We start from the raw sequence: 18,828 nt of genomic DNA on the forward strand, positions 1-18,828 counted from the left end.
CGGCCCCAACCAGCGGACTGCCGGCCTCCGCCGTGCTGGCGCTGATGTCGGTGATCGCCCGCCGAGCAGACTTAGAGAAGGCCCGCCAACCAACTCTGGGAGCCGCCAACTATCGCTGGGCGTCACAGGTTTCACGCTCGCGCGCGACTACGAGGCTCCCATGTGGACATCGAACATTTGTTCTATATTCTGGCGGCGTGCATCGCCAGGATCCTGATCGCCTGCTGACGGCTAACCTGTTCGCCGCCGCGACCCGCCTCGCAGGCTGGAAGCGCCCAGAAGAGAAGGCATGGAAAGCCGCAGTAGCGGAACTGGAGCGCATCGCAACGGTCCGCGAGCGTCGCCAGCCGAGTGCCGTCCACGAACCGCCTGCGACGTTGCGGGCGGACCTGCTGGCGGAGGTCGCTGGAATCCTTATCGGGGCCGCGCCGGACTCCTACCCCGAGCAGAATCTCATCGCAGCCGATCTGCTGAGGGAGGCGGGCGCCCCCGAAGACATCATTCAGCGGTGGATTCCGGTAGGTCGCGAGCGGCGCGAGGGTGGCGGCGCGCCGTTCAGCAAAGCCGCCCCCGCTCGACCGCCGACCGCGAGGAAGCCTGATCGCCCAGCGAGCTAGCTGCGGCCGCTGGCCGGGGCTACTGCCGCGCGGCCTCCCGGAGCGTCTTCTTCGCCTTGATCGGATCCGTGACCTTCCCCCACCACTCATGGCGGAGGAGGTCCTCGGTGAGCTGGAGGCGACGCGCACGCGCGGCCTTCAGCTCCGCCACCTGCTCGGGCGCGGCTTCGACGCCGGCCACGACCTCCGATCCGCTGGGAAGCGCCTCCCCGATCCGGGCGCATTCAGCGTCCGCCGCATACCAGGCACGCTGGACTTCGACGAGGTCTTCAGGAGGTACGAGTGCGTCGTTCTCTGCCACGATCCACGATCATGCCACCCAGTGGATGAGCTGCAGACCAGCGGGTTCGCGGTGTTCGCTAGCCCTCAGCCGCTGCTGACGTGCACCTACCGACAGGCTCCCTTCTCCGCCTATGGGGTGGTGAGGCGCCGCCGGTCTCTTGCCGGGGCGCCTCACCGGGGGCCAGGGTCAGGTCTCGTCAGGGAAGCTAATAGTCCCGTTGAGGATGCCGAAACCCGCCGGGGCGAGGGTGAGAATCAGGGGCACCTCCTCAGGTTCAATGTCGCCGTCCGGACCGGGACGGGCATCCCTGGCCACCCGGCAGACCCGGAAGGGGAACCAGCCGGGGCCACTCGGGCGGCCGTTCCTGCGGGCGCTGCGGATGGCATTGGCGGCCATGGCCAGCACGTCGATCATGCGGCCGTCCTCGTCCTGGATGGCGCCGGTTCGAGCCGCGTCGGCGTCGGTCCAAGCGACGCAGTCGGCATGTGCCCTCGCGGTGAGCGCCACCGGGATGAGGAAGCCGGCCTCGCGGGCGGTGTCGGCGGGGACCTGAACAAGGCCCGTGGTCTGCCCGGTCGCCGCGTGCTCGTCAAGGGGGATGCCGGGTGAGGGGTTCATGGGGCTCCAGTCGGGGCTACGGGAGCGGCCCGGCGTGCCGGGCCGCTCGCCATCCGGTCAGGGGTTAGTCCCACCTCCGCCCGGCCTCCAGGGCACGGTGCGCCATGCGAGCGCCCCAGCTGAGGCGGGCTCGCACGGTGAGGTCGCTGGCGACTTCCATCGCGGCGACCTCCAGACGCGCGGCGACCGCCTCGGCGTTGTCCAGGTGTCGTTCCGCCATGCGTGCCTTGGCCTCGGCGCTGCTCAACCGGGACCATCCGCCGCGACTGACGGGGTAGCTGGCCAGGCGCCTGCGCTCGCTGGCCACGGCGTTCTCGGCCTTCTCGAAGGCGTGCAGTGCGGCAATGGCCTTCAGCTCCGCTGCCCGGAACAGCTCAACCTCACGAACGCCCGTCGCGACCTGGATGTCAGGGGGAGGGGTGGACATGCCCATCACAATATGGCAATCCAATAATCATGTCAAGTCTGATTTGGATTCTTTTTGTGAGGGCTCCAAAGCAAGGCCGGCACTAAGCGCACGCACGTTCGCCCGCCGCCCAGAGAGGCGACGGGCACACTGTCATGCGAGGGGAACGGCTAGGGAGATGACCGCAGACGCCCCTGCGCGTCCGCCGCAGGCCTCCACAGGGGACAGGTGAAGGGTTCGCGCCGCCAGGCCCCCGAGGTCACCGCGGGCCTAGCGCCCGACCGCGATATCGGCGCACACCGGCCTGTGATCGGACAGAGGCCGCTCCTCCTGGACGACGTGGTACCCGACGATCCGGTCCCGAGGGAGGGTCGTGTAGATCCGGTCGCAGCGGTAGGCGAGCTGGCCCTGACCGGTATGACCCACGGTGGGAGCTCGGTCGCCCACGTGCGCGCCGACGTCGCAGAACCCGGCGGCGGCGAGTTCCTCGGCCGGCCGGGTGTCGAGCTTCCGAGCGACCTGCAGCGGATCGACACCGGTCACGTCAGGGTCTTCGCCGATCGCGGCGGCGTTGAAGTCGGCGACGTAGATGACATCGAGATGCCGATACACGCCGACCATTTCACTCTCGGCAAGCCGCATGGTCGGGCTGGACGGGGCGGCGTGCCCGGCCATGAAGTGGAGTCGGCCGACATGGCCGGTCACGCGGAGTTCGATGTCGGCGTGGGCGTGGACGAACGGCGGGCCGGTCAGGTGCCTTTCATTGGTGACGGCGAGGTCGTTGCTCTCGCGAACCAGAACGGCGATGTCACAGCCGTAGAAGTTCGAGGGAGCGAGGGAGGTCCAGGTCATGTCCAGCCACTTGGCGACCTGCTTGAGACGGGAGGACCCGTGGAGTCCCCACTTCGCTTCCTGGAGCGCAAGCAGGTCAGGCCGCAAGGACCGGAGCAGCGCCATCTGAGCCTTCAGTCGGGTGTCGTCCCGCCATCCTTCGGCGGAGCCGGTGCCGCCGTCGAGGCCTCCGTCACGCAGGTTGTAGCTCACTGTTCGCAGGTTCACGTACGCGCTTCCTTGTCGAGGCGGCCGCGATTCTCCCCGAGGCGGCCGGCGGTGGGTCGCATGGTCGGTTCCGGGGTTCAGTTGTTGCGCGGAAGGCGTCGAATCGGGTCGAGGTCGATCGGTGCGCTCGCCAGCGTCGCCGGGCACGGGGTTATGCCGCGGCGGCGGTCTTGCGCGGCTTGGTTCGCGGTAGGGGCGCGCGTGACCACCCGAGCCGCTTCGGGGACGATCAGCAAAGCCCACGACGCGGCCAGGGTCGCGGTCAGGGCGATGTACTGGGCGATCTCCACCTGGGAGGGCAGCGGCCCAGCCGGCGGTTCGGGCAGCGGCACGGCAGTGGAACGCAGGAGTACGCCGAGCTCAGTGAACATCAGAGGCCCAACGACGCGGAGATGTTCCTTGGCCTGACGCTCGTTGACCACACCGGAGTGGACATCGGCGCGGGTGGCAGCACGGTTGTCGGCCCACCACGCAACCCAGGTTCCGCCTGGTGACGGGCCCCAGTGGCAGCCGATGACGGGCGTGCCGACGCAGGTGTAGCTCACCCCGCTGGCCCACCTCAGCAATCCGCTCGGCGCAGGCGGGTCGAACGCCTCCAACAGGAGCCGGCGCGAGGCCAACCGCTCGAAGGAGCCCGGCTCGAAGCCCGGCAGCTCCGAGCCGAGCTGAACGGCGGCCGCAGTAGCCTCCTCGTCCAGCGCGTACAGGTACGCGCCGGCGACCCGTGCCGCCTCGTCCTCGGCCAGCGCCTTGGGCTGCTGCTCCGCCGGGAGGTCGTGGATGGCCGGAGGGGCGGTCAAGCCTCCGGTCGCATCGAGGTTCGCTCCGTACACCGCCTTCCCGAACACGGTGATGGCTTCGTGTGCCGAGCGGCGGAGACGGTAAAGCCCCTCGATCTGCAGGTCGGCGTTGCCGGTGCGGAACAGGTCCAGGTCGAACCGATCCCGATCCCGAGGTTCATCGAATCTGCGCATTGTGGTCGTCCTTCGGCGTCAGGTGAACGGCAGGGGCGAGCGTGTTCGTCCCTTCAACAGCCGTCAGGGCGCGGGCCCGGCGGGCGATATCGGCAAGGACGACCCGGTGGATGGCGGCAGCGGCGCGCTCGGTGGCGGCGGCGGGGCAGAACGGTTGGAACCAGCGGCCGACTGGATAGCCGAGCTTGTTGCGGCGCGGACGCTCCCAGTGCCAGAACAACTCGGCGGGCTCGACGCCAGGCGGCGTCAGCAGCCACACGGTCCGCCCGATGTAGGGCTCAACGTCCACGCACTGCGCAGAAACCGCGAGCTGCGACTCCGTCTGCTCCCACGGGCCCGACGCGCGCAGGCCCCGAGTCTCCAGCCGAGCCATCAGCTGACGCGCTGCCTCTGCCGCATCGTCCAGGCCGGACGAGCAGGTGGGCACCGTTGGCTCGGGCCGGGCATGGGAGGGCGAGGTCACGTGCTGCTCCTCGGCTTGCGGCCGAGGCCGGCGTACATCGGAACATCGACCGGCCCGAACACGGCGGCCTCGGGACGCCACCGCGGGGCCTGCACGATGCCCGGCTCCAGCACCTCCCAGCCGTCGAAGAACGCGGTGATCTGCTGGACGCTACGGGGCCGGAGTTGGAGTAGCCCTGCGTCGTGTGCCTGATTCACCATGCTCTGCACGAAGGAGCCGTACGGCGACTTTGCGAGATGGGCGATGGCTAAATAGCTGCCGGCCGGGAGCCGGGTCCGGAGGTGCTCAAGCATCGTGTGTGCATCGTTGCGGTCGAGGCACTCCAGGATGTTGATGAACAGCACCGCGACCGGCTGTTCCGGGTCGAAACCGGCGTGGATGGCTTCTGCCCAGATCGTTTCGACGTCGCGGGCATCGGCGTCGATGTGAGCGACGTGCCCCTCTGGCCGACTGGTGCGCAGGGCACGGCTGCATACGAGGACGAGGGGATCGTTGTCGACGTAGGCGACCCGGCATTCGGGGACGTGCTGCTGGGCGATGTCGTGGGTTTCCTCACCGAAGGGGAGCCTGGGAAGTCCGGGCCCGATGTCGAGGAACTGCCGGACGCCGGCCTCACCGGCGAGGCGATGGACGGCGCGGCTCTGGAAGTGCCGAGCGTGTCGGACGGCCTTCGCGATCCCCGGGTAGGTGACCATGAGCTGGTCTCCGGCTTTGCGGTCCTCGTCGTAGGTGTCCTTGCCGCCGAGCAGATACCCCCAGACCCGTGCCCAGTTCGGGACGGAGGTGTCGATCAACAGGGGCTCGTCCGCTGCCGAGCCGGGCTTCGTCTGGGTCTGCACGGTTACCTGGCCTTCGTCGAGAGCCGTGCGCGGCCGGTGATCCGGCGCGTGTAGAGCGCGCGCAGCCTCAGCGGCGGGTGGATCGGGGAGGCCAGCAGGGTTCGTTGGTACCACGGCGCGCGGCGGGCCATTCCCAGGGCGAGGGCGCACCAGTCAGCGGCCCCCTCGCAGGCCTGGCGGGCTGCGGCGATGTCGGCGCCGATCTCGCGGCCCCAGGCCACGGCGATCAGGACCACTGCGAGGAGCAGGCCGGCGGCGGGCAGGATGGGAGGCGCGAGGAGCAGCCCGAGCAGGATCCATCCCACCGTCATCGCCAGGCTCCAAAGCAGGTGGATGCGGCGCTGGAAGCGGGTGGTGTGCTGAACCTCGTGGGCGAGCACCCAGTCTGTCTGGGAAGTGGTCATCGCGTCCCCGATGATGATCAGCGGCCCTTGCAGGAGGACGGCGCCGCCGATTCGCAGCTTGGGCGGGTCGTCCGGCTCCGTGCAGTACACCGGTAGGTGATCCACACGGAGCCGGACGGACGCCTGAGCGCGCGCGGCGATGATCGCGCGCACCGTCTCCGGCGACATCCGTGCCGCCGCGCGCCGCAGGTGCTCCTCGGCAGCGTCCGCAGGCAGCGCCCGGAGTTTCGGATGCCGTTGGGGCCGTAGCGTGAGGGCGTTGATGATGACGGGCGTGGCCATGAGCGCTGCTATGACGGCCGCCGCGCCCGCCGCCAACCCCGGTCCGACGGCGAGGCGTATCGCGGCCCCTAGCATCAGCGTCAGCGGCGGCAGGACGTAGACAGAAGCCAAGCGCCTGATCACCAGGTTGTGGAGGAAGGCCCGGCGCACGGCCGCGCCGAACTCGTCGTCCGGAGTGTCGGCCGATGGTGCAGGGGCGGCGCTTACCCCGGCCTGGTGATCACTCACCGTGGATGGGGCAGGCGACGTGGCGGGTTCCGGTCGGGGGGAGGTCATCGCGAGTCGGTTCCTTGATCGTCAGTTCATGGGGTGGTCTGGTCCCGCTGGGCTGGCCAAGCTGGGTGATCACGAGGAGGCGAAGAGCGCCGGGGTGCTGCTCGGCAGTTCAGCGACCAGGCCGACGACCCGGACCTTTTCGCCGCGGTGACCGTCGTGGCCTGCGGGGCGGCCCCAATCAGCAACGTCGACCAGGCCGGGCGGTTCGATCAGGCTCCAGCCGTCAACCAGGGACCGGATCTCCTCCTCTGGCCGGAAGAAGATGCGATCGGTGGCGTTCTCGTACGCCCTGGTCATGCTGTTGACCCTGGCTGCTGCGGTCTTGGTGGTGGTGGCGTGCGAGATCGCCAAGATGCTGCCGGGCGCCAGCCAGTTCCGCAGATCGTTGATCACGCGGTCCGGTTCGGCGACGAAGTGGAGCACGGCAGCGAGGATCACCGCCATGGGGCGCTCCACATCGACGACGTCGCGCAGTGCGGGGCTGTTGAAGATGGCGTCCAGGTCGGTGGCGTCTCCAGGGAGGACGCCGCCGTAGCCGGGCTGGCGGAGGCCGCGGGCATGCGCGAGGACCACGGGGTCGTTGTCGACGCCCACCACGACCGCGTCCGCATCGACGGCGTGGACCTGGTCCTCCACCCGCGGCATGTCCGGCGGCAGGTCGTCGACGATCCCGCAGCCGATGTCGAGGAGTTGCGCGGGGTGGTGTGGATCGAGCGCGCGGAGCCGTTCAGCGGCCCACCGGCCCGTACGGCCGGCGAACAGGAAGTTCTCGATCGCCACCCGCCGGGCATCGGGTGCGGTACGGACAACCGCCTGTGCGGCCTGGCGGTCGATCTCGAACGCCGACTTGCCGCCGAGGAAGTCGTTGTAGATCCGCGCGGGGCTGGCTTGAGTGAGGTCGAGTTGATCGCTCATATCGGCGTCCATTACGGGAGGTGTGGTCGGCGGCGGGGACCCGGTTGCGGTCTCCCCGCCGCCGTTGCGGGTCGAGTAGGTGGCCGTACGGTCCAGGGCTCGGGCTCGAAGCCCTGGACCGTACGGCGGCTCCAGGTGAAGCTGCCGCTCCTGGAGCCTGAGGCGGCGGACACAGCGGCGGAGAGAACTTGGGGCAGCCTCCGCGACGCCGCGTCCGCAGTGAGGCCGACTACGGCGACTCGTTGGCCATCGCGGCGGCGAATGCGGCTAGGCCAGGCGGGACGGCCGGTGGTGGAGGAGGATTGCCGGCATATACGAGTTCGAGCGCACGGACTGCCTTCTCCAACTCGTCGGTGGAGCAGATCAGTCGGTGGGCGGACCGCTTGTACGCGAAGTACTCGCCCTGGCCCCGATCGCGGATGACGATCTCGACAACGCAGGGCTCGTCGTCGCCAGACTCCCCACCGCCGGCACCCGGCGGGCGGGCTCGTAGCACCGTGTCTCCGGCATCGGCGACGAGCTCGCACGTCCACCCGCGCTGCTCCAATCGGCGGCCCAACTCCCTCAAGAGCAATCCGGAGCCGCCTACGGGCTCAGCGGGTCCCGAAGGGAGCAGAGGTGCGGGCGCTGCCATGGAGTTCCTCGACTTTGTTGATCGGAAAGGTGGCCTGGTGGGTGCGCACGCGGCGCGGAACGTCACATGCCGCGTGCGCACCCTTGTTGAGCGAGCCAGGAGGCGGGCGCTACGGCGAGTCGCCCGCCTTGAGTTCACCGGCTCGCCCAGCGCCGCTACCGGGGGTATGGGCGGCCGCGGCGCTGGTCTGTGACGCGACGAATCGCGCTGCCTTGTGGGCGGTAGCGATGAGGCGGAGTAGCGCGGTGGAATCCGCGAAGGATGCACAGGGCCCGGGAGACCTCAGCCAGTACGGTCCGGGAGAACTGGTCCGGGACGGCTCTGGGACGTTGACGTGGAAGCCGTCGCCGAGGCACGCATAGCCAGCCTCGTCAGCGTCCCAAGTCGCGGCGGTTCCCGGCGGAACGAGAATCACGATGTGCTCGTGCTCGGGGTAGTGGATGGCCGGGCCGTTGGGCAGCGCTTTGACCGCCTGACGGCCCAACCCCTCGGGGAGACCTACTGCATCCCACGCGCGGCCTGCGGGCATGACGGCGGTGCCGGTGTTCGTCCACCAGCGCAGTGCGTGGTCGCGATCGTCGTCGCTGTCGGCCAGCCATAGACCGGCATGTGAAGCGGTCGGCGTGGGCACCAGAGCCTCCACTCGGGGTCGAGTGGAAACAATGTCCCTTACAACAAGGGGCCGAACGGCCACAGCTTGTGGTCGGTCGGCCCCTTGACGGACGAGATTTGATCAGCTAACTGAGGCCCATCGGGCGAACCCCGTGACGGCCTCCCGCTGCGCGCGGTCGAGGCGCACCAACGTGGCGGCGGTGGCTCGCACGGTGGGGTGAAACCGGGTGTGGGCCGGTGCGATTCGGCGTGCTTCGAGGAGGCTGTTCAGCGATGCGTCTCTGTCGCCGACGGCTAGCTGAGCGGCCGCGAGGTCGATGTAGTGGTGGGATCGACGTTCGCCGGGAAGGTCCGTGGGCGGGATGAAGCCGCCCGCGGTACGGAGCGCGGTCTTCGCGTCGCCGATGTTGAGCAGCGCATGGACTTCGTGGATGCGGATGTTGGACGGCCCGAACGTTGTCTCGTAGGCGAGTACATCCCTGCCGTTCGACGCAGCCGCGATCTCCTCGGCCTCCTCGGTCGCCCTGAGGACGTTCTCAAGCCGGCCCTGACGGGCGTCTGCGGCAAGGCGCTTCAGCACGATGGAGCCGAGCATGGCCCGGCTCTCGTCGTTGAACCGGCCGGCGGCGATCGAGCGGATCTGGACTTCGAGCTCGACCATCAGCTTGTTTGCCGCCGTCCAGAGGCCCTGGCGCATGAGGGCTCCGAGGAGGAGATAGCCGGCGACGACGTCCATGTAGGGGTCACCGGACCGCGAGGCCGCCCACCGGACCCGTTCGATCGCTGTCATGGACAAGTCGGGGTGGCCGAGCTTGTGGGCGAGGGAGTTGGCCGCTCGATAGCCGCGCGCCAGGTACCAGTACGCCTGCTCCTGCACTTCGCCGGCGGGCGCCGCCAGCGCGACGTGCGTGAGTTCGGTGATCAGCGAGGGCAGTAGCGGGGCGAGCTGTACGTACTTGCCATCCTGACGCAGCTGGGAGATCGTCTCCATCTCCGAGACCAGGACATCGAAGGGCCGCGGCGGGCGGCTGAGGTCCTCGGGGGAGTCGTAGGTCCACAGCACGCGGCGCAGGTCGGGGATGACCGCCTGTACGCCCTCGTCGGCTTCGGCCCCGTTGTAGTAGGGCTGACCATAGATGCGGTCCACTCCGACCTTGAGGGTCTGAGCGATCCTGGTAGCAATGGTCGAGGTGACCGACCTTTCTCCGTTCTCGATCTTCTTGAGGTAGCTCTCCGAGATGCTGATCGCTTCAGCGAGCCGAGGGCGGCTCATCTTGCGCATGTTGCGCAAAGCCTTGATGTTGTCGCCGATCGTGGTGCCCTGGTCAGCCATGGGGACGCTCCTCATCTCGCTGGTGAGGCCAGGGTAAGGCGATTCCCACTGCCACGGGCGAATTAACGCTGTACTACAGCTCACGCCGCAGGCGTGCGCCTCGGCTGGACGCTGCGCGGCTTGGCCGCCAGGAGACCGGCGCTGTAGAGCGCCTCGGCGATGACTTGCCCGCGGTCACGGTTGTCCAGGCCGGGCGCCCAGGTGAGCCCGTCGAGTGCTTGTGCCGCCACGAGAGCTGCACGGTTGAAGGCCGGCACGTCTGCGCGAGCTGGCCGGATGCGGGGCCGGAGAGGTTCGCCGACATGCCGGAGGTTCTCGTCTGCCCCCTCGATTGGCAGTCCGCACTTCGAGCACTCGTCGGGTGGATCCGTCAGGCGGCGGGCGGGGTGATCGAACATGACGCTCTCCATAGTTGCTTCCGCAACTACAGACTACAAGGCGGCATGCTGAAAGATCCATCGAGAAACGGCGGCTTTCGCTATGCCGACAGGATCCGCGATATCCGGGGGTACGGCATGCCAGCGGATCCTGTCGGCGCAATGCCGAAGCATCGAAAGTAAGTTTGATTCGTCCCCCAGGAGTCTCCTCTCCACGATATTCGACTGGAAGTCCTCGGAGCCGGAACTCGGCGGGGTGGCAGCAGAGGAGCCCGAATTACGTCCGTTATCACTCAGCCCGCCTTGCGGCTTGGGACTCGCACGAATGCAGAACCTACACGAACTCGCTCCCCGCTCTCTCCCGGCTCGCTCCCCGCTCTCTCCCGGTCCGCTCCCAGGTTGCTCAGCGATGGCAACGTGTCGAGAACAGTGCAGGTAAGAAAGGGATCGATCGCCGCGTGTGTGGCCGGATGCGGCCACGACAAGCCTTGCAACAGACCCGAACAGGACTCCCGACAGGGGATTGGGTACCTAGTCGCTCCCCGTTCGGGGCGGCAGCGCTAACGTGTTTCCCCTCCGTTTCGTAGAAGGGTGTGATGTATGAGGCACGCAGGGGGAGTCCTAGAGGTCAGCCTGCTAAAGGGCGTCCGTGTGACGCGCGCTGGCACGCCTATCCCGCTCTCGTCACGACAGCGTGACCTCGTCTTCGCGCTCCTGGCGGGTGGAGGTGGTCTGGTTCCCTACCGCCAACTCCTGGCGACGGTGTGGGACGCCGGAATGGAAAAGAAGCACACGCTGCACACGGCCATCTCAAAGCTCAGGGAGAAGGTCGGCGCCCAGCGGATCACTCGTAGCGACCATCCGGAGGGCTACCAGTTCGTCATCCAGCAGGGGGAGCCGGTCGACCTGTGGGTGTGGGCGCGGCTGCTCCACGAATGCGCTGCCCGGTATACCAGCGATCCGCACACGGTCGCTGATCTGGGGAACCGCGCGCTGGAGATGTGCGACCTGGACTCCCTGGAAGACCTCACCGACTCGCCGGCCATGGTCGCCGTACGGCAGGACATCGTGAACGACTACCTTCGCACGGTCGCGCAGGTAGCGGAGATCAAGCTGAACCTGGGGCAGAACGCAGCCGTCATCGCCATGCTGCCCCGGCTGGTCCAGCGGTACGACGACCGCGAGCATCTGCGCGGGCTGCTCATGACTGCGCTCTATCGAGACCAGCAACCCAGCCAGGCGCTGGCTCTGTACGACGACCTCGCGGCACTCCGCGCCGAGAGTGGTCGTGCCCCTACGCCCGGTCTGCAGGAGCTTCGCTCGTTGATCCTGGCGAACGACCTACGACTCCTCGACTTCACCCCCACGCCACTTCCTGTCGCGGACCAGGCCGTGGACCGGTCCGGGGGGACCGAGCAGGTGTCGACCAATCGAATGACCGGCGCCCTCATCATTCAGGACCCGCACAGCCCGGACGCGTACAGTCGTTTCGTTGACCGAGCTGGCCTGTTGGTCACGATGGCGGTGATGCCTGACATCGTCCGCATGGAGCAGCAGTCGCACGAATTCGTCGAGCATGTCGTGCGGACAGCGTCCCAACGTGGCATCGGCCGGTTCCTTGAACTCTCGCCGCCGCTCCCGCTGTTGGTTCACAAAGCCGCCAAGCTCACGCGGCCAACCGCAGCGCGGACTGTTTACGCCCACCATGACGCCGCGTTCGTCCGGCACCTCCAAGTAGCCCTGGAAGAAGTCGATGCCGCGGAGGCCGTCGCTGGCACAATCCGCGACCCCGGCGCTCTCCTGGAGGAGCCGCTCGTCCACGACCTGATTGGCCTGCAGAAACCGATGGATGAGCGCGAGCCCGTGGCGATCATCGACCGGACCGACATCAACGTGAGCCCCGGCCCCGGCGTCCGCGACCACTACAGGCTCTTGTTCGACGGGGCCGCGCCAGGGTCACTACTGGCATTGGTGTGCGTCAGCGATGAGATGCCGCCCTTGGCCCGCCTGCAGCTCGATGCCATCTACGATCACGCCCCCACCTCCGAGCAACTGGCCTGGCGCACGCCGGACGAGGTCCTGGCCCTGGTCCCAGACGGGTTGAGGGTCCTCGCCCCCGGAGTCGTCGACGTGTATCGCTTCTGCGCCAGCCCGACGCTCGGCGAGGACGCGAGCGCATGGCGCCATTTCGCTTTGATCGCCGTCAAGGAGTGACCGCCGGCCCGGCGGCCCCGCGGCCGCCGGGTTGACAGGCCAGCGCCGACACTCGATTCTTTGTACCGCAGCAGAGGGCCCGCCCAACCGAGAGGACCGGCGTGGCCGTGAAACCAGCCCGCGTGGGCTGCCCCTTCCCCTTCGCCCCCGCAGACCCGCTCGCTCCAACACTGCCCCCGGACGGGCACGAGGTGCGGCCCGTCATGAAGGTCGACCTCCCCGACGGCCAGGCCGACTCGTGGGCGTGGTGGGTCAGTGACCACGCTGCGGCCACCCAGGTGTACCGCGACGACACCACCTTCGCCCGTGGCACCGCCGACGATGTACGCCCGTTCCTGCGGCTCGCGCCTCTCATCCTCACGCAAGACGGCGACCACCACAGGGCCCTTCGCAGCCTAGTCAACCGGGAGTTCACCAAGCCGCGGGTGGACCTGTTCAGGCCGTCAGTCGAGGCACTCGTCAGCCGGCACCTCGACGCGATGTTGGCCTTAGGGGAGCCGGCCGATCTCATCGAGCACCTGGCGTGGCCAGTCTCGCTCGACGCCATCACCGAGATCGTCGGTGCCCCCGAGGAAGGGCGCGAGCAGTTCCACGTCTGGGGCGACATGCTCCTGTCCACCGGACCAAACCGGGCGGAAGAGAACCAGACGGCCATGGCGGAGATGACGGGGTACGCGGCGCGGCTCATGACCGAACGCCACAACAACCCGACCGACGACATCTTGTCGGCCGCAGTAGCCAACGCCGAACGTCTCGAAATCCAGCCGATGGAGGCGGCGCTACTCGTCGCCAGCCTCGTCGTGGCGGGCTGGGAGACCACCGCGGCCGCCATCGCCGCCACCGTCTACGCCCTGCTTACCATCCAAGGAGATGACGGCAACTCGCTGTACAGCCGGATATGCGCCCGCCCGGACCTCATCCCCGGCACCGTCGAGGAGATGCTCCGCCTGATCCCGAACTCGTGGTTCGACGCCGGGCAACCACGCCGCGCCGTACGCGACACCGAGCTCGCCGGCGTTCCCATCAAGGCTGGTGACCTTCTTGTCGTCGCCCACGACCACGCCAACCGCGACCCCGCGGTGTTCCCCGACCCCGACCGGATCGACCCGACCCGCCGCTCGAATCCCCACCTGGCATTCGGGACAGGGGCTCACTTCTGCCTCGGCGCTCACCTCGCACGCCTGGAGCTGACGGTCGCCCTGGAGGAGTTGACCCGACGCACCCCGGCGTTGCGCGTCGTCGGCGAGGTGGCCTGGAACCATGCAACGCCGATCCGCCGGCCCGAGCGGCTGCCGGTCGCCTGGACCTGAGCCCGCGCCGGCGACGCCGCACGCTGTACGATGGGGCCTGCTCTTCGGAGTTGTCAGAGCCGGTGAGGACTGTCACCCCTCCACGTATGTGGAGGGACCCCCTCGCCGGCTCCTCCGCTTTCTGCAGGCGTGCGAAAGCCCCCGGGCTGACGCCGGGGGCTTCGCTCTGTTCACTCCTCGCGGGCCTTGCCGAGGGCGACGCGTGCGCCCTCGAACCGGTGGACGGCCAACGCGAACTCCTCCGCCGCTTGCTCAGCAAGAGGATCGTTCACGCGGTCCAGCGCCAACTGGATCGGCGCGTTGTCCGGCAGTCCTGTCCTCAGCCGCAGCCGGCGAGCGGCGCTGGTGAGGCCGGTCCAGGTGCACCACACGTCCACCTTCGCTGCCGCGAACTCCTCGCTGCACTCCGGGATGTCCTGCCCGAACAGGGTTCGCTCGGGGTCGAACGTCCGCTCGTCCATGTCGAGGTCGAGGTCGAGTGTCATCAGGGGGTTCCCCTTCTTCTGGTCGGCCCAGAGGCGGGGGACGTGGGAGACCGGGGGTGCCCCCCGGCTGGTTGCCGGGGGGCACCTGAGCACTACTCGTCGCCGATGCCCAGGTCGAGTGCGACCTTCCCGGCAGTGAACTGCGCTCGCTGGATCAGGTGCTCCAGCGCGTCCAGCCGCCAACCGATCGGATCCCCGACAAGCGGGAAGAGTCCGGCCAGGTCGAAGGCCAGGAGCCAATCAGTGATCGCCTGCTGGAGGAGATCCCTGTGCAGCTCTATGAGCGGCTGGTCGCGGACCAGCTCCAGGCGCGCGCGGTTGAGTGCCACGAGAGCGGCTATCGCCTCGCCGGGCTCCCAGTCCTCGTTGTAGTGCGCGAGGTGGATCCGGACTGGCAGGCAGGACAGGACGTACCGGATGACGCCGTACACGACGACCATCTCATCGGTCAGCTCGTCCCACCGCTTGGCTTCGGCGTGCTCGTCTGCCACGTCGTACCTTCTCTCTGGAGTTGTCAAGGGCCACCGGCAGATTCCGGGGCCCGCCGGTCCGGTGGGCTGTCACCCCCGCCGTTCCGACACCACAAACACTACCGGAAAGCATGACGTAACGCAACACTTTGAGGTATGGTGTTCTCACCAGCAAGAACACCGACAGGAGAGACCCGATGGACACATGGGCCGCAACCGTGAGGCTCAACATCACCGGGCCGGCCTCGCAGACCGATCCTCAGCCGCCCCTGCCCGAGGGCATGACCCTTGAACAGCACGATCCGCAGCATGACCGCGCCAAAGTCAACGTCACGGTCCAAGCCCCTGACCTGGCCTCCGCCGTCAACGCCGCAGTAGAGGCGGTCACCGACGCGGTCTCGGCCTGGCCCGGCACGGCCACGGTCATCGGAGCCGAGGTGCTCCGCGCGGACGAGGCAGCGCGCCTCGCGGCACACCCGGAGCCGCTGGAGCTGGTAGACGACACCGGCGCCGCCAAGCTACTGGGCGTCACGCGGCAACGCGTCGTGGCACTCGCTGCGACCCCGAGCCTCAACTTCCCCCGGCCCGTCGCGCCGCTGACCCGCGGGCACGTTTACACCGTGTCCTCCATTAAGGCATTCGACAGCCGATGGACCCGCACGACGGGACGGCCGCCGAAGAACCGATGACGAGGCAGGACAAAACGCGACGGCCCGTCTCCGCGGCAATGGGGGGTTAGGCGCGGAGACGGGCCGTCGCTATCCGGGCCACGGATGAGCACGCCCGGAGGTCACGGGAGATCAGGGCCGCATGAACTCAGTCGCCAGAGCAGGCAGGGACACGTCCAAGCCGGCGACGTTCAGCACGCCGGGGTCGCGGGGGTCTCCGATAGAGACACCAGTCGCGTTCAGGGTCGCGACGACGAGCCGCGCAGCGGGGGAGATCCGGCGCCGGTACTCCGCGAGGGCCTGCGAGGCGTGCAGCTTGCCGGCCCACGATTCGTTGTCGGTGAGGACCAGGACGCCGTCGGCTTCGACGCGCTCGGATGTCGCCCATGTGAACGGGACGGACAGGTCGGTGCCGCCGCCGTGCGGCCGCCACCCCTGGATCTCGGCCAGGCTGGTACGCGCCGACACCTTCGACGGCTGCATCCGGGTCGTGACCTCGATGACGTGAGCATGGCCGCGCTCGATGCGCATCATGATCGCCGCCATGGTGCACGCCACCTGATAGGACGTGCCGATCGGGGTACCACCGGCGAGGACCTGGTCCCAGCTCATCGAGGAGCTGCCATCTACGGCGATCAGTAGCCGCCGACCGGACGGCTCGGTGTGCCCGTACGACAGCTCCCACGCCTCTTCCAGCGCATCGCAGACCGCTGGGACAGGCCGCCAGTACTGCGGCTGCTTGCCCGGCCTGGCAGAGGTCCTGCCCGCCTTGTAGGCGGCGAGGGTGAGGTAGATGCCCATCGGGTGGATGCGGGCTGCGGCGAGCTCCCCGGAGTCGGTGATCCGCGCGATGACGCGGCGAACGGCGTCATTCAGGGGCGCCAGGGTGCCGAGCCGCGTCATGCGACCGAGGTTGCGCAGGAGCGCGGTGACACCGACCGTGTCGATCAGCGCGTCCCATACCTCCGGCTCGGTCAGCCACCGGTCTGGCAGGAACTCCCACGGCACGTCCCTGGTGCCGATCATGTTCCGGGTCTCGCGCACTGACGTGGCTGCCTGCGCGACGAGGAAGTCATCGACCCGGCGGATCATTGTGCGGGCGTCAGCGTCCGCGACGTTGCCGGCGATCCAGCCGAAGAGCGCGGCGCGCTGCGGGCTGTCGGCGACGGGGTGCGCGAGGCGCATCACGTCACGTAGGTGGAACTCCTCGCCCTGCGGGGTGCGGCGCTGCATCGCCTTGCACGCCCGGTAGGCCAGAGCCTCGACGTCTTCGTGGACGAACGGGTGCGCGAGCGCGGTCCGTAGCGACCGGAACGTACGCGGCCGTAGCTTCCCGGCACGGCCGGACGACAAGCCGCACAGTTGCTTGTAGTACCCGAACCACGTCGCGAGATGGTCGGTGGTGCGGGCAACACGGGGGAGCGCCGCCTTGGCGGCCTGCCGGGTCGCAGGGTCGCCCCAGGCGAACGCCGCGGCCACGATGAACAGGGCACCGCGGTTGGAAGGAGCGCGCGGCGGCCGTACGGTCGAAACCGCCTCGGCGACCGCGACGGCGCGCGGCCCGTCGAGGGTGATCGCGTCCTGCACGACGCCCGCGTTCTCGACCGTCAACGCCGTGGCGTCCACGTAGTAGGTGCCGCCAGCGGTGCCGAGGATGACGAAGTCCTCCAGGCGCCGCCACACATCGAGCTTGAAGCTGTAGCCGCCGGCGGCGTTCTGGACCTGGTCGGCTTCGCGGCCGGGCAACGGTCGGCTCTGCGGGGTACCGAGGGTGGATAGGGACGCGAGCGGGTCACGCATGAGCTGGCTCCAGGCCGGTGCAGGCGGGGGAGAAGGCCGGGGAGCGGATGTGTGGATGTCCGCCGGGTCTTTGTCGACTGGCGTGCTGCCGCTACACCACACCGCCACGAGACGGTGCCAGGACTCGAACCTGGCCATCCAGTTTGGGATCGATAACCGACGGGCTTCGACCCGCTCCCCGGCCTCCGTTCGGGGACGCGTCAGACCTGGTGCCTGCACGGATGTGGGAACGTCCACCGGAGGAATCACGGAAGAGATAACCGATGGGCTTCGACCCGTGCCGGCGCCGGGCCTGACGCGTGCCTCCGACCGTAGGGCGGTGTGGACGGCCCACGCATCTCTATAGGGGGCGTTGTGGTCATCATGACCCTAGACAGCTGTATACGACGCTAGATCGGGCTTGGCGGGGCGAGTTCGAGGTGCACACGGGAAAGCCCCCCGGCTGGGTGCCGGGGGGCTTGGCGTCACTCCTGGTCGGGCTCTTCCTGGCGGTTCGCCAGTTCATTGATGGAGTTGAGCGCGATCATCGCTCGACCGCACATGACCTCTGTCCGGTTGAGGCTGCGGTACCAGAGTTCCGCGTGCCATTCGGGAAGGTCACGCCCCTCGGTGTGGGTGACCAGCAGGAGGCACTGGAGGATCTCCAGCGCCCCCTCCGTGATCAGCGCCGCGAGGGTCGCCGGGATCGGCTGGACGTCGATCAGCTCGTCGCGCGCCCGCTGGAGCGCGGCGCACGCGCCGCTGACGCTTTCGGCGTCCTCGACCTGGAGGTCCGGCAGCCCAATGATGAACGGGAGCTGGGCGAAGATGGCGCGCAGCATCTCCCACACCATCTGGGTCGAGCTGAGGAAGTCCTCACGCCCCTTGCCCGCGAAGTCGTCTTCCATGTGGAAGCCCTCTCTGGAGTTGTCAAGGGCCACCGGCAGATTCCGGGGCCCGCCGGTCCGGTGGGCTGTCACCCCCGCCGTTCCGACACCACAAACACTACCGAAAAGCATGACGTAACGCAATACTTTTCAAGGGTTGGCTAGGAGAAGGGGAGCCGGCACGTGGAACGGCCCGCCACCTACGACAGAGGGCGGCGGGCCGTGGGAAGGGCAGCTCGATAGGGGAGCGGGTCAGAGGCGCCGGTAGGCGGTGACGCGCTGCCCGTGCTCGGGGTCCTCGGTCACCACCGCGGTGAGTCGCGCGCCAGGGAGGTCCTCCTTCGCCAAGCCGGTGTCTCGAACGATGTCGGCGGCCGGCACCCGGAGCGGGTTCTCGGACGTACGGTTGCCGAACACCAGCTCGGCGGAGTCGCCGAACAGAAGCATCACCCAGACCTCCACGCGCTCATCGCCGGGCTCGTCGACGTGCTTCACCGCCACGCGGCCGCCCATGGCGGCGTCCACGTCGGTCAGGGAGGCGCCCATCAGCGACATGTCGCCCCACACGCCGTACAGCTTGACGCCGTGCTCGTCGGCGAGCTGCGCCAGTCGCCGGCGCTCGGCGTGGTCGCGGGTCAGCATTTCCGGCGACGCCGTGATCAGCCTGGTGACCTCGCCGCCCTCGATCGCCTCCTGCACGCGGACGTAGTCGGGTCGGTGGTTATCCATGCCGCTGGCGACGTCCCGGTAGACGTGCGCGACGTCCCAGCCGCGGCGGGCGGCGAGCGCGCGGCACGCCTCCTCGGCGCGCTCCAGGTCGTTGTGCGAGCCGTCGGCGGTACGCAGGTAGATGACGGTGCTCATGATCGTCCTTACGTGTTTCGGGGCGCCGTAGCGCCATTGTCGTGGAAGGGCCCGTTCGC

22 protein-coding genes are annotated in these 18,828 nt (G+C 68.6%); 4 read left to right on the top strand and 18 right to left on the bottom strand.

Annotated elements, in window-relative coordinates; translation table 11 throughout:
- Positions 1-197 precede the first annotated feature (197 nt).
- Positions 198-617: a hypothetical protein gene (locus J4709_RS41145; protein WP_208250150.1), complete on the top strand. Its 420-nt coding sequence runs from the start codon at positions 198-200 to the stop codon at positions 615-617.
- Positions 618-636: 19 nt separating this feature from the next.
- On the opposite strand, the gene J4709_RS41150 is transcribed toward J4709_RS41145, so the two are convergent.
- From J4709_RS41150 to J4709_RS41210, 13 genes are all read right to left on the bottom strand, one after another.
- The gene (locus tag J4709_RS41150) at positions 637-918 is read right to left on the bottom strand and encodes a DUF8825 domain-containing protein (RefSeq protein WP_208250152.1); all 282 of its coding nucleotides are present in this window, start codon (positions 916-918) and stop codon (positions 637-639) included.
- Positions 919-1,086: 168 nt separating this feature from the next.
- Entirely contained in the window at positions 1,087-1,518 is a 432-nt protein-coding gene (locus J4709_RS41155) for a hypothetical protein (RefSeq protein WP_208250154.1), read from the bottom strand.
- Between the two features lie 64 nt (positions 1,519-1,582).
- Positions 1,583-1,945, bottom strand: coding sequence for a hypothetical protein (locus tag J4709_RS41160; protein ID WP_208250156.1), 363 nt, complete (start codon positions 1,943-1,945; stop codon positions 1,583-1,585).
- A gap of 249 nt (positions 1,946-2,194) precedes the next feature.
- The gene (locus J4709_RS41165; RefSeq protein WP_208250158.1) at positions 2,195-2,968 is read right to left on the bottom strand and encodes an endonuclease/exonuclease/phosphatase family protein; all 774 of its coding nucleotides are present in this window, start codon (positions 2,966-2,968) and stop codon (positions 2,195-2,197) included.
- 92 nt (positions 2,969-3,060) lie between these two features.
- Positions 3,061-3,957 carry a hypothetical protein gene (locus tag J4709_RS41170; RefSeq protein WP_208250160.1) on the bottom strand — a complete coding sequence of 299 codons (897 nt, stop codon included), beginning with the start codon at positions 3,955-3,957 and terminating at the stop codon, positions 3,061-3,063.
- Complete coding sequence (locus J4709_RS41175) at positions 3,941-4,420, bottom strand: hypothetical protein (protein WP_208250161.1); 480 nt, start codon at positions 4,418-4,420, stop codon at positions 3,941-3,943. Before J4709_RS41175 ends, J4709_RS41170 begins: the two co-directional genes overlap by 17 nt.
- Positions 4,417-5,214 carry an SAM-dependent methyltransferase gene (locus J4709_RS41180; protein ID WP_208250164.1) on the bottom strand — a complete coding sequence of 266 codons (798 nt, stop codon included), beginning with the start codon at positions 5,212-5,214 and terminating at the stop codon, positions 4,417-4,419. The genes J4709_RS41175 and J4709_RS41180 overlap by 4 nt, the downstream gene beginning before the upstream one ends.
- A 47-nt stretch (positions 5,215-5,261) precedes the next feature.
- Positions 5,262-6,173, bottom strand: a complete 912-nt coding sequence (locus J4709_RS41185) for a hypothetical protein (RefSeq protein ID WP_208250167.1) — start codon at positions 6,171-6,173, stop codon at positions 5,262-5,264.
- Between the two features lie 117 nt (positions 6,174-6,290).
- Entirely contained in the window at positions 6,291-7,148 is an 858-nt protein-coding gene (locus J4709_RS41190; RefSeq protein ID WP_208250176.1) for an SAM-dependent methyltransferase, read from the bottom strand.
- 217 nt (positions 7,149-7,365) lie between these two features.
- Positions 7,366-7,683 carry a hypothetical protein gene (locus tag J4709_RS41195; RefSeq protein WP_208250178.1) on the bottom strand — a complete coding sequence of 106 codons (318 nt, stop codon included), beginning with the start codon at positions 7,681-7,683 and terminating at the stop codon, positions 7,366-7,368.
- Between the two features lie 196 nt (positions 7,684-7,879).
- Positions 7,880-8,401, bottom strand: coding sequence for a hypothetical protein (locus J4709_RS41200; protein WP_208250180.1), 522 nt, complete (start codon positions 8,399-8,401; stop codon positions 7,880-7,882).
- Between the two features lie 102 nt (positions 8,402-8,503).
- Positions 8,504-9,715 carry a helix-turn-helix domain-containing protein gene (locus J4709_RS41205; protein ID WP_208250182.1) on the bottom strand — a complete coding sequence of 404 codons (1,212 nt, stop codon included), beginning with the start codon at positions 9,713-9,715 and terminating at the stop codon, positions 8,504-8,506.
- Positions 9,716-9,795: 80 nt separating this feature from the next.
- Entirely contained in the window at positions 9,796-10,113 is a 318-nt protein-coding gene (locus J4709_RS41210) for a hypothetical protein (RefSeq protein ID WP_208250184.1), read from the bottom strand.
- Between the two features lie 579 nt (positions 10,114-10,692).
- On the opposite strand from J4709_RS41210, the gene J4709_RS41215 reads away from it, so the two are divergent.
- Positions 10,693-12,306 carry an SAM-dependent methyltransferase gene (locus J4709_RS41215; protein ID WP_232384848.1) on the top strand — a complete coding sequence of 538 codons (1,614 nt, stop codon included), beginning with the start codon at positions 10,693-10,695 and terminating at the stop codon, positions 12,304-12,306.
- Between the two features lie 203 nt (positions 12,307-12,509).
- A complete protein-coding gene (locus J4709_RS41220; RefSeq protein WP_208250189.1) occupies positions 12,510-13,616 on the top strand; it encodes a cytochrome P450 in 1,107 nt (368 codons plus the stop codon).
- A 170-nt stretch (positions 13,617-13,786) separates the two neighbouring features.
- Here the strand turns inward: J4709_RS41220 and J4709_RS41225 are convergent, their stop codons facing one another.
- Positions 13,787-14,101 carry a hypothetical protein gene (locus tag J4709_RS41225; protein ID WP_208250191.1) on the bottom strand — a complete coding sequence of 105 codons (315 nt, stop codon included), beginning with the start codon at positions 14,099-14,101 and terminating at the stop codon, positions 13,787-13,789.
- A 92-nt stretch (positions 14,102-14,193) separates the two neighbouring features.
- Positions 14,194-14,592 carry a hypothetical protein gene (locus J4709_RS41230; protein WP_208250194.1) on the bottom strand — a complete coding sequence of 133 codons (399 nt, stop codon included), beginning with the start codon at positions 14,590-14,592 and terminating at the stop codon, positions 14,194-14,196.
- A gap of 176 nt (positions 14,593-14,768) precedes the next feature.
- On the opposite strand from J4709_RS41230, the gene J4709_RS41235 reads away from it, so the two are divergent.
- Positions 14,769-15,260, top strand: a complete 492-nt coding sequence (locus J4709_RS41235; protein ID WP_208250196.1) for a hypothetical protein — start codon at positions 14,769-14,771, stop codon at positions 15,258-15,260.
- A gap of 111 nt (positions 15,261-15,371) precedes the next feature.
- Here J4709_RS41235 and J4709_RS41240 read toward each other — a convergent pair whose 3' ends face one another.
- The 3 genes from J4709_RS41240 to J4709_RS41250 form a co-directional block, all read right to left on the bottom strand.
- A complete protein-coding gene (locus J4709_RS41240) occupies positions 15,372-17,039 on the bottom strand; it encodes a TROVE domain-containing protein (protein WP_208250198.1) in 1,668 nt (555 codons plus the stop codon).
- Between the two features lie 464 nt (positions 17,040-17,503).
- A complete protein-coding gene (locus J4709_RS41245; protein ID WP_208250200.1) occupies positions 17,504-17,926 on the bottom strand; it encodes a hypothetical protein in 423 nt (140 codons plus the stop codon).
- Positions 17,927-18,157: 231 nt separating this feature from the next.
- Positions 18,158-18,769, bottom strand: coding sequence for a recombinase family protein (locus J4709_RS41250; RefSeq protein ID WP_208250202.1), 612 nt, complete (start codon positions 18,767-18,769; stop codon positions 18,158-18,160).
- Positions 18,770-18,828: the final 59 nt, after the last annotated feature.

Origin of the sequence: Actinomadura violacea (assembly GCF_017573465.1) — a bacterium.
GTDB lineage: Bacteria > Actinomycetota > Actinomycetes > Streptosporangiales > Streptosporangiaceae > Spirillospora > Spirillospora violacea.

What these genes read in the sequence shown, in the direction of transcription:
- J4709_RS41155 (WP_208250154.1), bottom strand. Translation starts at nt 1,518, where the DNA reads ATGAACCCCTCACCCGGCATCCCCCTTGACGAGCACGCGGCGACCGGG.
- J4709_RS41160 (WP_208250156.1), bottom strand. Translation starts at nt 1,945, where the DNA reads ATGTCCACCCCTCCCCCTGACATCCAGGTCGCGACGGGCGTTCGTGAG.
- J4709_RS41170 (WP_208250160.1), bottom strand. Translation starts at nt 3,957, where the DNA reads ATGCGCAGATTCGATGAACCTCGGGATCGGGATCGGTTCGACCTGGAC.
- J4709_RS41190 (WP_208250176.1), bottom strand. Translation starts at nt 7,148, where the DNA reads ATGGACGCCGATATGAGCGATCAACTCGACCTCACTCAAGCCAGCCCC.
- J4709_RS41205 (WP_208250182.1), bottom strand. Translation starts at nt 9,715, where the DNA reads ATGGCTGACCAGGGCACCACGATCGGCGACAACATCAAGGCTTTGCGC.
- J4709_RS41210 (WP_208250184.1), bottom strand. Translation starts at nt 10,113, where the DNA reads ATGTTCGATCACCCCGCCCGCCGCCTGACGGATCCACCCGACGAGTGC.
- J4709_RS41215 (WP_232384848.1), top strand. Translation starts at nt 10,693, where the DNA reads ATGAGGCACGCAGGGGGAGTCCTAGAGGTCAGCCTGCTAAAGGGCGTC.
- J4709_RS41220 (WP_208250189.1), top strand. Translation starts at nt 12,510, where the DNA reads ATGAAGGTCGACCTCCCCGACGGCCAGGCCGACTCGTGGGCGTGGTGG.
- J4709_RS41225 (WP_208250191.1), bottom strand. Translation starts at nt 14,101, where the DNA reads ATGACACTCGACCTCGACCTCGACATGGACGAGCGGACGTTCGACCCC.
- J4709_RS41235 (WP_208250196.1), top strand. Translation starts at nt 14,769, where the DNA reads ATGGACACATGGGCCGCAACCGTGAGGCTCAACATCACCGGGCCGGCC.
- J4709_RS41240 (WP_208250198.1), bottom strand. Translation starts at nt 17,039, where the DNA reads ATGCGTGACCCGCTCGCGTCCCTATCCACCCTCGGTACCCCGCAGAGC.
- J4709_RS41245 (WP_208250200.1), bottom strand. Translation starts at nt 17,926, where the DNA reads ATGGAAGACGACTTCGCGGGCAAGGGGCGTGAGGACTTCCTCAGCTCG.
- J4709_RS41250 (WP_208250202.1), bottom strand. Translation starts at nt 18,769, where the DNA reads ATGAGCACCGTCATCTACCTGCGTACCGCCGACGGCTCGCACAACGAC.